Annotated in this window: 10 protein-coding genes; 5 read left to right on the top strand and 5 right to left on the bottom strand. The window is 60.6% G+C overall.

The window, feature by feature from the left end; translation table 11 throughout:
* Positions 1-91: 91 nt before the first annotated feature.
* Together ACILSR_RS28550 and ACILSR_RS28555 are read left to right on the top strand one after the other, a co-directional pair.
* Complete coding sequence (locus tag ACILSR_RS28550; protein ID WP_395753229.1) at positions 92-505, top strand: four helix bundle protein; 414 nt, start codon at positions 92-94, stop codon at positions 503-505.
* A gap of 73 nt (positions 506-578) precedes the next feature.
* On the top strand, positions 579-2027 hold the full coding sequence (locus ACILSR_RS28555) for a DUF1501 domain-containing protein (protein ID WP_395753230.1): 1449 nt from the start codon (positions 579-581) through the stop codon (positions 2025-2027).
* Between the two features lie 24 nt (positions 2028-2051).
* On the opposite strand, the gene ACILSR_RS28560 is transcribed toward ACILSR_RS28555, so the two are convergent.
* The 5 genes from ACILSR_RS28560 to ACILSR_RS28580 all read right to left on the bottom strand — a co-directional run bounded on the left by ACILSR_RS28560 (position 2052) and on the right by ACILSR_RS28580 (position 7773).
* Positions 2052-3251, bottom strand: coding sequence for a hypothetical protein (locus tag ACILSR_RS28560; RefSeq protein ID WP_395753231.1), 1200 nt, complete (start codon positions 3249-3251; stop codon positions 2052-2054).
* Positions 3252-3374: 123 nt separating this feature from the next.
* Positions 3375-4637, bottom strand: a complete 1263-nt coding sequence (locus tag ACILSR_RS28565; RefSeq protein WP_395753232.1) for an FHA domain-containing protein — start codon at positions 4635-4637, stop codon at positions 3375-3377.
* Positions 4638-4646: 9 nt separating this feature from the next.
* On the bottom strand, positions 4647-4910 hold the full coding sequence (locus ACILSR_RS28570) for a helix-turn-helix domain-containing protein (protein ID WP_395753266.1): 264 nt from the start codon (positions 4908-4910) through the stop codon (positions 4647-4649).
* A 50-nt stretch (positions 4911-4960) separates the two neighbouring features.
* Positions 4961-6385, bottom strand: a complete 1425-nt coding sequence (locus tag ACILSR_RS28575) for a hypothetical protein (protein WP_395753233.1) — start codon at positions 6383-6385, stop codon at positions 4961-4963.
* Positions 6386-7047: 662 nt separating this feature from the next.
* On the bottom strand, positions 7048-7773 hold the full coding sequence (locus tag ACILSR_RS28580) for a helix-turn-helix domain-containing protein (protein ID WP_395753234.1): 726 nt from the start codon (positions 7771-7773) through the stop codon (positions 7048-7050).
* A gap of 157 nt (positions 7774-7930) precedes the next feature.
* Between ACILSR_RS28580 and ACILSR_RS28585 the strand changes: the two genes are divergently transcribed.
* The 3 genes from ACILSR_RS28585 to ACILSR_RS28595 are packed head-to-tail and all read left to right on the top strand — an operon-like array spanning position 7931 to position 12459.
* Entirely contained in the window at positions 7931-8836 is a 906-nt protein-coding gene (locus tag ACILSR_RS28585) for a dihydrodipicolinate synthase family protein (RefSeq protein ID WP_395753235.1), read from the top strand.
* Positions 8837-8872: 36 nt separating this feature from the next.
* Positions 8873-10684: a sulfatase-like hydrolase/transferase gene (locus tag ACILSR_RS28590; protein WP_395753236.1), complete on the top strand. Its 1812-nt coding sequence runs from the start codon at positions 8873-8875 to the stop codon at positions 10682-10684.
* A gap of 11 nt (positions 10685-10695) precedes the next feature.
* The gene (locus ACILSR_RS28595; RefSeq protein ID WP_395753237.1) at positions 10696-12459 is read left to right on the top strand and encodes a DUF885 domain-containing protein; all 1764 of its coding nucleotides are present in this window, start codon (positions 10696-10698) and stop codon (positions 12457-12459) included.
* Positions 12460-12515 lie beyond the last annotated feature (56 nt).

Below are 12515 nucleotides of genomic sequence, written 5' to 3' on the forward strand. Positions count from 1 at the left end.
TAACAGGGAGCAACAGCCCTCATCTTTGAAAGCGCCCTCAAACTCGTTCTAATTTTTAAACCTTAAACTTGAAACTTTAAACTCTTCCCCCATGGCGAACATCGAACAATTCGAGGACATCCTCGCCTGGCAAAAAGGCCGAGAGCTGACTCGGCTTGTTTACAAAGCCTCCCGGAAGGGAGAGTTCGCGAAGGATTTTGCGCTGCGCGATCAAATTCGCAGCGCGTTGATCTCCATCACTTCAAACATTGCCGAAGGCTTCGAACGTGGAGGCACCAAAGAATTCATTCAATTTCTCGGTCACTCGAAAGGCTCATGCGGCGAAGTCCGCTCCCAGCTCTATGTGGCACTCGACGAAGGTTATATAACTCAAACCGAGTGGCAGGAACTCCACAACCGCTGCCTCGAAGTCAGCCGCCTTCTCGACGGCTTCATCAAATACCTTCGCCAAACCGAAATCAAAGGCCGCAAATTCCAAACCACCTCCGCAAGTCCCAAAGACTGACTCCGTCCCGACGCTCCACCACCCGCGAAGCGTCCCCAACTTGAAACTTTAAACCTTAAACTTTAAACTCTGTATGAGCATCCTCCACGAATGGGACACCCTTCAAACCCGCCGCCAGCTTTTCTCTCGCGGTAAGAACGTATTGGGCGGCGCAGCGCTCGCTTCCCTCCTCGGCGAATCCTTTGCGAACGCATCGAGCGGCGGTGCCATGGGACCGCACTTTGCGCCGAAGGCCAAGCGTGTGATCTACCTGCACATGGTCGGCGGTCCTGCGCAGATGGACCTCTTCGACTACAAGCCGGAGATGATAAAGTGGTATGACAAGGATCTGCCGCCAAGCATCCGCAATGGGCAGCGTCTCACCACGATGACCAGCGGTCAGGCGCGCTTCCCCATCGCGCCGTCGAAGTTCAACTTCGCGCAGCGGGGGCAGTGCGGCATGTGGATGAATTCGGACCTCCTCCCCAACCTTGCCAAAAACGCCGATGACATCTGCTGGATGCGCTCCCTGCACACGGAGGCCATCAATCACGAGCCCGCCATCTGCGCCATGCAGACGGGGAACCAGATCACCGGTCGCCCCTGCCTCGGCTCCTGGGCTTCCTACGGCCTCGGCAGCATGAACTCGAACCTGCCCACCTTCGTCGTCCTCATCGCCACACCGACGAACCGCGAGCAGGAGCAGGCCATCTCCTCGCGCCTGTGGTCCAGCGGTTACCTGCCCGGCGAGCACGCGGGCGTCTCCTTCCGCAGCAAGGGCGATCCCATCCTCTTCATCAACAACCCCGCCGGCGTGCCCAGCAGCGTGCGCAAGCGCACCATCGAAGGCCTCAACGCCCTCAACGAGATCAACTACAAGGAAGTCGGCGATCCCGAAACGCACACGCGCATCCAGCAGTATGAAATGGCCTTCCGCATGCAGGCCAGCGTGCCCGAGCTCACCGACATCAACAGCGAGCCCGAGCACATCTTCAAGCTCTACGGCGACGAGGCGAAGAAGCCCGGCACCTTTGCCAACAGCGTGCTCATGGCCCGCCGTCTGGCCGAGCGCGGCGTGCGCTTCACCCAGATCTACCTCAACAACTGGGACCACCACAGCAACGTCGGCGGCCGCATGCCCAGCCAGTGCAAGGACGTGGACCAGCCCTGCCACGCCCTCATCGAAGACCTCAAGCAGCGCGGCATGTTTGACGACACCCTCATCATCTGGGGCGGCGAATTCGGCCGCACCATCTACAGCCAGGGCGGCCTCACCAAGGAGAACTACGGCCGCGACCACCACCCGCGCTGCTTCAGCATGTGGATGGCCGGCGGCGGCTCCAAAGGTGGCGCCATCTACGGCGAGACCGACGACTTCAGCTACAACATCGTCAAAGACCCGCTCCACATCAGCGACTTCCACGCCACCGTGCTGAACCTCCTCGGCTACAACGCCGACCGCTTCACCTACAAGTTCCAGGGCCTCGACCAAAAGCTCATCGGCATCAATCCCGCCAAACCGGTGAAGGCGCTGATGGCGTGATAGTCCGCCACCGCCTCACCACCCTCACCGCCTCTGCGCAGTTCGCGTCTTCCATTTCTCCACGCCCAGGACCAAAAAGAAAAGGCCCAGCAGCAGCATGCCCGGTCCTGCAAAGGGCAGGAACTGAGCCTGGCTTGCCGCCCTCGACGCATTGAGCTGCGCCAGGGAGCGGTACGACTTGCCGTTCACCTCCAGCGTGGCCACCCGCATCGAGAAATCCCAGTTCCGCATCATGAGGGCTTCGTAGTTGTAGTCCTTCTTTAGGATGCCGATCTTTGCCACGTTTCCCGGCTCCTGCCATGCAGGGTCAAAGGTCAGGTCCTTGGGCAGATCCAGGATGCTGTGCCGGACGTGCCTGGCGTCCTCCCTATGCCCGAGAGACACGGCCCGTGACCAGGCCGAACGCGTGCCCGACCATGAATATTTGGGATCTTCCACCTGCCCTGCGACCACGATCTCGATCCCCTGGACTCCATCCAGGTAGCTCACATGATTTACCTCGCGCGGCACCTGCACTCCGCCGAAGATTTCAGCCTTGATGAAGACGAGATCCGTCGCCTTCACCGGCTTGATTTCTGGCGTCAGAAGCATCTTCGTCACCTGCACAACTCCGCAACCGAGCAGCAGCATGCCCAGCCCAATCAGCAGAAAGTGATCCCACCTGCCCTCCTTCGGGCGTCGTGCCAGGTCTTCGTTGGCAGGGGAATCTTCATACCCAGCCTGCTCATGTCCGGTCTCCGGCAGCGGCAGCGGCGGAGGCGGAGGCGGAGGCGGCAGCGGTCCTGAGGGCAGGCTCCACCCTCTCACTTCAGCGGCTTTCGCGCTCGGCGGCAGCGGTGGCGGAGTGCTCGGACCGGCCGTCGGCAGCCCCAGATGCAGCGAGGGGAAGGAATTCTTCGACATGCTGGCCTTCGCCTGTGCCATCGCCTGCGCCAGCGCCGCTTCCTGCTCATCGCGATACGTCAGCGTCAGTTGCCCTGCCACGATCTGGTCGCCGTCATGGATCTCCATCTGGCGCACCTCCCGCCCGTTCACTAGCACCGTCGCGCCCTCAAACGCCTCCAGTTTCCAGCCGCGCTCGCGTGGCGCGATCACAAAATGCCTGGGCAGCAGCCCCATCTCCCCACGCACCGGAATCTGCACCCCCGGGTCCGTCCCCACGTAGGTCTCCCCGCCCAACAAGGGCACAGAATGACCTGTGGTGGCGACCAGATAGCGCGACATCACGGAGCCTACATTCTACCCTTCACTTCGGCAAGCAAACCAGTATGGAATTTCTATTTTCTATTGTAAATAAGCTCACTCACCCCCCTCTTTCAACCCCTTAGTCTCCCACCCGCCTGCTCCCTACAGCCCCTGTTTCTTCCCCTTCCCGAAAGCCACGATCAGCAGAAACACACCCCCGATGACCATGCACGGTCCCGCCAGCGTGATGAGCTGGTTTTCTCCCTCCTGCACGGTGTTGTGCTTGGCCAGAGAGCGGTAGATTTTGCCTCCCACCTCCATTGTCACCACCTTCAGCGGAACCTGATTTCCCATCATGTTCAGGTGCTTGTCATCGTAGTATTTCTTCACGAAGCCGACCCTCGCCTCCGCCCCATGCCATGAAGGACTCACGGCGAGATCGTCCGGCAGTTCGATCACCCGCGACATGCCAGGTGCCAGCTTGATCTCCGTCCAGCTCGCCCCCTTTCGGCGATGATGCCGGATCGCGCTGACGATCCGTGCTTCCTTGATCTCCAGATCATGCTCCTTCAGCGGCCCCGGCAGTTCAAACATCGCCACATAGCAGGCGAAGAGGCCCATCCCCAGCAGCATCATCGCGAGAGCACCCGTCTTCAGTGCGCTCCATTTTTGCGGGTTGTAGCGGTCCGAGGCATTCCAGCTTTCCGCTGGCGCTGGCGTGGATCGTTTCGGCAGGTAAGCATCCCGGCCCGGGAGTCTGTAACCCGACGAGGCGGGCCTGTCCGCTCCCGGCCTCTCTGCGGGTACGCTTCCATTGTCCAAGTCCGCCCCCAGTCGCAAAGGGGGCGCTGGCAGTGGCACGATTGCAGACGGGTCAGCCATCGGCCTGGATAGCAGCGTCGGCTGGCCCGTCATCGGCGCTGCGCTTGGGGTCGCCGGCGACAGTGTCGGCGAAAAAGTCGCGCCAGCCATCGAAGCCGCATTTGTCGCGGCAGGCATCATAGGCACTTGGGGCCCACCTGGCATCATCAGCCCATGGGCCCCGGCAGGCATCGCAGGCACAAAACTCGCGCCCGGCATCAGAGTCATCGTCTGGGTCTTGGAGCCCTGCGGCACCGTCGCTGGCACCTGGGGCACGTCCACCGCCTGCTCATCCCTGTACGTCAACTCCAGTTGCCCAGCCACGATGCGGTCGCCATCATGCAGCTCCGTCATGCTCACCGGCTGCCCGTTCACCCACACCGCCGCACCCGTATATGCCCCGATGTACCAGCCGCCATCTCGCTCAGCCACAGCGAAGTGCCGCGGCAGCAGCCCCAGCTCCGCCCGCACCGGAATCTGCACGGACGGATCGGTCCCGACACAGATTTCCCCACCCGACAATGGCATGCGGTGACCCGTAGCTGCGACCAGTGAGCGCGACATCCCTGGACGCTACAAAAAGCCCCTCAAAGCGGCAACCGAATTAATATGGTTTTTATTGTTTTTATTAACATCAAACCTACGGCAGAGGTTAGGCGATTTTCGCCCTCTACTGGGCTTAGAGCCTACCCCATCAAGTCGCACCTTGTTCAATCCCCGAAACTTCCCCGGCGCCATCCCCGCATACCGGCTGAAGTGCCGCGTGAACGCACTCTGATCACACCAGCCCGTCTCGATGGCGATATCCGCCAGCGTGCGATCCGTCTCGCGCAGCAGGCGCGTGGCCTCTCCTGCGGTCGCTCACTGGGCAAACAAAAGCAACGCCGCTAACCACGGACATTCCCATTGACGTTGGCGTTCGGATTCGGGTTGGCATTGGCCTGCCCATCCTGCTTTTGGTTTGACCACTTGTAACCCACATAGGCCGTGGAGCTGATGCCCACAAGCGCGTTGAGATTCGGGTCAAAATCCGGCATCACCCAGTTCTCCAGCGTCTGCCAGACGAAGACCACGCCCAGCACACCATTCCACACCAGCATTTGCAGGCGAGATATCTCGGGCTCACCGCTCTCCGAGATGATGTCCGCAAGAAAGCCCTGCGTCGCCTTCTGTGGCTTCATTCCCCGGCTTGCTCCGAGGAATGAGGAAGCCGCCAGCGTCGTGCCGCTGATGCCCAGAAGTGTGGCCGCCGTGGCAGAGAGCACCTTCATCTCCCCCTTCATCGCCCACAGGAAAAGAAAACAGCTCGTGCAGATGGCCAGCCACCAGGCGAACACCAGCCGGGAGGCACTCCAAGGTGACTCTTCATAGCGTGTGACCAGGGTGTTGCCCACCTGCAAGGACTCCCTCAATACCGATGTTTGGACGCATACCAGCACAATAAACCACAGCACCCCGAACATGGCGGACCAGGCCAGCGCTCGCATCAACCGGGAACGCATCGGCAGACCAAAGTCTTCCTTCTCCCCGGACACCCCTTGGTTGACCAGAGTGGGCATCGTTTCCACTACTGATTTGGTATCGCCAAGTTGGATGGAAAGGCTGAGCGGGGCCGCGCACTCCAGCCCATGCGTCTGCACCAGGTGCTGCCAGACTTCCAGATCGTTTTTGTCTGGCTTGACGTTGGCAAAGGCGATTCGTTCCCAAGTGTCATCCTTGGTCTGCTGTGGCATTTCCACATCTGACAGCGCATGCTTCATACCAGGGGTGGGCGCAATGCTCGCCAGGTGCCTTCCTGCCACATTCAGGCGCAGCATGTCATAAACTCCTGCCAGCCATGCTCTGGCCCGCGCTTTTTCGTCTGCCGTCACCAACACGGCCATCTTGCCACGCTGGGAGAGAAAATTTTTGAGCGCATCTAGGCTCGTAAAACCGCTGCCCTCCAGAGAGCCAGGCGTCTTGTCCACATACTCCAAGAGAGCGCCATTCCATTTCGTGACTACCGCCGCTTCCACTTTGGCTGGCGGATTGGCATCGATGGCCAGAACCTGCTTCAGCAAACTATCGTCACCCATTTTGTCCGCAGTGAGAAGTCCTGGATTCGCCTTCACCTTGTCGCTCACCCATTTTTCGAACTTCTCCTCGTCCTCCTTCGTGTTGGCTGGCTGGCCAGGTATGTTGACCTTGTTTTTCTTCCAGGCTAGAAAGGTCGGCAGCTGGAAATCCGGATCTTTCAGCATCTCCTTCGGATGACGCTCGGCCATGTCGATCAGCCAGCCATCGGCGTTTCGAACCATCAACGTGATGTTCACGGCAATGTCGGATAGACAATTTATAACGCTGCCTCCCTTGCTTGGCAGCCCTACTTGGGCCCGGGCCACCACATTCTGCTGCGACGGCAACGGCGCGGGCAAATTCAGAGTGCCATCATTGCTACCACCAAAGGCCGCCAGATTCCAAATCAGCACCACAACCGGCACCCAGATCACCGCGAAGAACTTGGCCGACAAGTGAGCTGTTTGAGACGCAGGCGGCGGGTTGCCCTGCTGTGGGTTGCCTTGCTGTGGATTGCCCTGCTGTGGGTTGCCTTGCGGTGGGTTGCCCTGCGGTGGGTTGCCCTGCGGTGGGTTGCCCTGCGGTGGGTTGCCCTGCGGTGGGTTGCCCTGCGGTTGGTCGTTTTGGTCTGCCATTTGATTCAATCGTTGGTTGCACCATTCGCCTCACAGATCCAGCTCCCTGTTTAGCACGTCTTTGCGATGAAGTACTTCTGCATAAATGCCCGGGAGCCACCCCTTCAATTAAATAGACCAACTCATCCCTGAACAAGACTTTTCTACATTAAGTTCTCACAATTTAGGCATTTAAATCTAGATCCAGGCAGCCATACCTATATTTGTCGTAATATTTAGTTGCGTATCCAGATCATCTCACCGGGCCCTGCGCCCTGTTTGCGCAGGGCTGCTCTCGTAAAGGTTCACACCCTGTTCAATCCCCGAAACTTCCCCGGCGCCATGCCCGCATACCGGCTGAAGTGCCGCGTGAACGCACTCTGATCGCACCACCCCGTTTCGATGGCGATGTCCGCCAGCGAGCGATCCGTCTCGCGCAGCAGGCGCGTGGCCTCGTCCAGCCGCAGCTTGTGCAGGAGTTGCAGTGGGCTCATTTGAAACAGACGCTGCACCCGCTGCTCGAACTGATACACGCTCAGCCCCGCCTTCTTCGCGATGTCCTCGATGCGCAGGCTCTCCGCAAACCGCTGCTGCATGTGCTTCAAAGCGGCTGCCAGCTCCGCAAAACCGCCCGCCTTGTCGCTCGGTGCATTCAGATCCCGCGAGATTCCGGTCACGCCGATGATGCGACCCTTCACATCCCGCAGCGCATGCTTCGTGGTCAGGCACCAGCCCGCCTTGTGCCCAGGGTAAATGTGTAGCTCCAGCTGATGCTCCACCGGCTTCCCGGTTCTCAGCACCGCCTCATCCTGCCGCGCATAGCTCGCCGCCAGCGCCGCCGGAAACACCTCCTCCGGCCGCCTGCCCATCAGCCTCGTTTTGTCCCCTCCCGCGCAGCGATCCGCCAGCGTCTGATTCACCCGCACATACCGCCCCACCGCATCCTTCATAAAAAACACCACATCCGGCAGCGCATCAAACAGCGCCTCCGTCGTAGCGTGCTCGGAGAAAGGTCCCGTCGAATCCATCATTTTGACTGAATTGGCAGCCTCCCGCCCAAAAAGCAATCAAGACCCTCAGCCTCCTTTCCACCACCATCCACCCGTTTGATTCACCCGGACTAGCCACCCACCTCCGGACAAATCATAAATCGTAAATCATAAATCATAAATTTCCCCTTTCACACGCATGTCTCTCTCCTCCCTCCCCCGCTGGTCCGGCGTCTTCCCCGCTGTCGTCACTCAGATGCACGAAGATCAGTCCCTCGATCTCCCCTCCTCCGCCCGCCACTTCGAGGCCCTCATCCAGTCCGGCATCTCCGGCCTCATCGTCTGCGGCTCCCTCGGTGAAAACCAGTGCCTGCAGCCCGCTGAAAAACGCGCCGTCCTCAAGTGCGCCATCGAGACCGCCAAAGGCCGCATCCCCGTCGTCAGCGGCGTCGCCGAGATGAACACGCAGGCTGCCATCAGCTACATGCAGGACGGCGAAAAACTCGGCGCCGCCGGTTTCATGATCATGCCCCCCATGGTTTACAAGAGCGATCCCCGCGAGACCGAGCACTGGTTCCGCACCCTCGCCAAAGCCACGCCGCTTCCCTGGATGCTTTACAACAATCCCGTCGGCTACCACACCGACGTCACGCCAGAGATGTTCGCGCAGATCGCCGACATCGAAAACCTCACCTCCATCAAGGAAAGCAGCGCCAATCCCCGCCGCATCACCGAACTGCGCAATCTCGTCGGAGATCGCTACCAGCTCTTCACCGGCGTGGACGATCTCATCCTCGAGTGCAGCATCCTCGGCATCGACGGCTGGGTGGCCGGCAGCGGCATCGCCTTCCCGCAGGAAAATCAAAAACTCTGGGACCTCACCCGCGCCGGAAAGTGGGACGAAGCCCGCACCCTCTACCGCTGGATGCAGCCCCTCATGAAGCTCGATACGCACATCCACTTCGTGCAATACATCAAGCTCCTCTGCCAGGAGACCGGCCTCGGCAAAGAATGGTGCCGCGAGCCCCGCCTCCCCCTCTCCGGCACCGAGCGCGAGCAGGTCCTCAAGATCATCCGCGATGCCCTGGCCAAACGGCCAGCCTGACACCCCCAGGCCTCACGATAATTCCACCCAGCGCCCATGAAACGCCTGCTCATCCTCTGCCTTCTGGGCTCAGCACTGAGCGCCGCCGAGTCACGCCCAAACGTGCTCTTCATCGCCGTGGACGACATGCGCTGCGATCTCGGGTGCTACGGAGCTAAGCACGTCCTCACTCCAAACCTTGATCGCCTTGCCGCCTCAGGCGTGCTCTTCAACCGCGCCTACTGCCAGCAGGCGGTGTGCAATCCTTCGCGCGTCTCTCTCATGACCGGCATGCGTCCGGACACCACCAGGGTCTGGTATCTCTCCACAGAAATGCGCTCCGTCATGCCTGACGCGGTCACCCTTCCTCAGCACTTCCGCCAGCACGGCTATTCCGCGCTCGGCTTTGGCAAAATCTTCCACAATCCATGGCCGGACAATGTGTCGTGGGACGAGCCGCATGCCTGGCCCAGTCAGCCGCTCTGGTCCGCCAAAGCCACGGAAAACCTGAACGCCTTCCGTCAAAAAATGAACGCTGATGGCAAACCCAGGGCACGCATCGACCGCATGCGCGCCGTTGCCACGGAGGTGGTGGATGTTCCCGACACGGAACACCCGGATGGAGCCATGGCAGATCAGGCTCTCGCCGCCATGCGCAGGCTGGCTGGCGAAAAGCGCCCCTTCTTCCTGGCGGCCGGCTTCGTACGCCCGCACCTGCCGTTTGTCGTGCCCCGGAAATACTGGGATCTCTACGACCGCTCCAAGATTCCGCTCGCCACCAACAGCCATCTGCCGCACGGCGCGCCTTCAATGGCGTTTGGCGAATCTCAGGGCGGCTTCTACGAACTGCGTGACTACATGGACTACGCGGAGGCCCCCTGGCCCCGCGACGCCCCGCTGTCAGAGGCGCAGCAGCGCGAGCTCAAGCACGGCTATTATGCTGCAGTCTCGTTCACCGACGCGCAGGTGGGCCGTCTGCTCGACGAACTCGACCGCCTCGGGCTCGCCAGCAACACCATCGTCGTGTTCTGGAGCGATCATGGCTGGAAGCTCGGCGAACACGGCGGCTGGTGCAAACAGACCAATTACGAGATCGACACCCGCGCACCGCTGATGATCCGCATGCCCGGCGCAAAGGCGAACGGCACAAGCACGAACGCACTGGTCGAATTCGTGGACATCTATCCCACGCTAGCCGAACTCGCCGGCCTGCCCGTCTCCGGCAAACTCGAAGGCACCAGCCTCAAGCCTCTGCTCACCGGAACTGCCTCGCAGGTCAAAGACGCTGCCTTCAGCCAGTTTCCACGTCGTGAAAAAGATCACCATTACATGGGCTACGCCATGCGCACCGACCGCCATCGTTACATCGAGTGGCTGGATCTGTCCTCGCGGGAGATCGTCGCGCAGGAGCTCTACGATCACACCGTTGATCCCGACGAAAACGAGAACATCGCCACGCGCCCAGATCAGGCAGCACTGCTGGCTCAGCTGAACGCACAACTCTGGAAAACGCTGCCGCGCCCAGCTTTCAACTGGCAGGAGCCTGCGTCCGCCGCTTCAACAGCATCCACCACATCCCTGCCATGGCATCCTGCTGCAGACGGCGCATTACCAAAATCGGATCCGCAGGGTCCCAAGCTCGCCGTCACCTTTCAGAATCAGGCCCCCCAGGCCGTGGACCTCATCTGGGTCAGCAATCAGGGAGAAGAGAAGCATTTTAAGACGCTTGAGCCAAAAGACGTCTTCAGCATCCGCAGCAGCAGCGGTGCCCTGTGGCTGGTGAAAGACGCACAGCATCACCTTCTGGGACACTTTCAAATTCAGGGCACCGTGGACAAGCCCGTGCAAGCCGTCATTCCCGCTCCGTGAAGCTCCTTCCAATGAAATTTCCATCATCGCTCTTCCTCGGCTTAGGCCTCGCTCTCGCCAGCACCACGCCACTGCCAGCCCAAACCGCCGACGCCAAACTGGAAACCTTCTTCAAAACCTACCTTGAAGAAACCTTCCAGCTGCGCCCCATGGACGCCACATCCCTCGGCGACCACCGCTTCGACCACCTCCTCGACGACATCTCTCCCAAAGCCCGTGCTGGCTGGCTCGCCCACGCCAAGCGCACCCTTGAGACACTGCCGAAAACCGTCCCCTACGACCAGCTCTCGCGCAATTCACAGATCGACTTTGAAATCCTGCGCGATGACCTCACGCGCAGCATCTGGCTCACGGAAAACACGCACCCCTTCGAGGAAGATCCCCGCACCTACGGCGGCTACATCAGCGACAGCGTTTACACCCTCCTCGCGCAGTCAACCTTGCCGAAGGAGACCAACATCAAAAACGCCATTGCCCGCATGGCGCACATCCCCGGCATCGTCAAGGTCGCCCGCGAAACACTGCAGTCCATTCCGCAGTCCATCCTGGACACCGCCATCCTGCAAAACCGCGGTGCCATCTCATTCTACGAAGAAGAAGTCTTCACTCTCGCAGGCGAAACCCCGCAGCTCGCCGCATTGCAATCCGCCGCAAAACCCGTCGTCGCCGCGCTGAAAGAATACCAAACCTTCCTCGAAAAAGAACTCAGAGCCAAAGCCACCGACCACTGGCGCATGGGCAAGGAAAAGTTCTCGCGCAAACTCGAGCTGGAACTCGACACCGGCCGCAGCGCCGATGAGGTCCTGGCCGATGCCGAGGCGGAATTCGCCCGTGTGCAGAGGGACATGTACGTCATCGCCCGTCAGCTCTGGAGCCACTACTTCCCAAAGACCCCGCTCCCGCCCGATGACGACCAAGGCCGGCACGACGCCATCGCGAGCATCATTCGCGAGGTCAGCCATGAACACGGCAAACCCGAAAACCTCATCACCGACACCCGCGCCACGGTGGACCGCATCAAGGCCTTCATCAAAGACCACGACATCCTCCGCCTTCCCGAGCCCGACCGCTGCCAGATCCTCGAAATGCCTGAGTTCCGCCGTGGCAACTCCGTCGCTTATCTTGAGTCCGCGCTGCCGCTGGATCCCTCCGGCCCCAGCACCTACGCCGTCAGCCCGCCGCCATCCGACTGGAAACCCGAACGCGTGCAGACCTTCCTCGAAGAATACAACAAGCACATGCTCCAGGTGCTCACCATTCACGAGGCCTACCCCGGCCACTACGTGCAGCTTGAGTATTCCAACCGCTGCCCCTCGCGCATCCGCCTCATCCTCGGCTCCGGCACCTTCAAGGAAGGCTGGGCCGTCTATACCGAGCAGATGATGATCGACCAAGGCTACGGCGCTGGCGATCTCGCACTGCGGCTCAATCAGCTCAAATTCTACCTGCGCGCCGTCACCAATTCCATCCTCGACCACAAGATGCACTGCACCGCCATGACCGACGACGAGGCCCTGCACCTCCTCACCCACGGCGCGTTTCAATCCGAAGGCGAAGCCAAACTGAAAATCATCCGCTCCAAGCAAAGCACCGCGCAGCTCAGCACCTACTTCGCCGGGCGCATGGCCTTCTACCGCCTGCGCCAGCAGATCCAGCGCGAGCTTGGCGAAAAATTCGACCTCGGTCGCTACCACGAAGCCGTCATCGATCACGGCTCCGTCCCCGTCAAATACCTCCCCGAACTCGTCCGCACCCGCCTCGCGAATCCCCGATGAGCCCAAGTGATGCGGGCACTCCTGCCCGCAATCTGCCTCCGCCATCCCCCACCGCT

The sequence above is a fragment of the Prosthecobacter sp. genome, from assembly GCF_044222565.1.
Classification (GTDB): Bacteria; Verrucomicrobiota; Verrucomicrobiia; order Verrucomicrobiales; family Verrucomicrobiaceae; genus Prosthecobacter.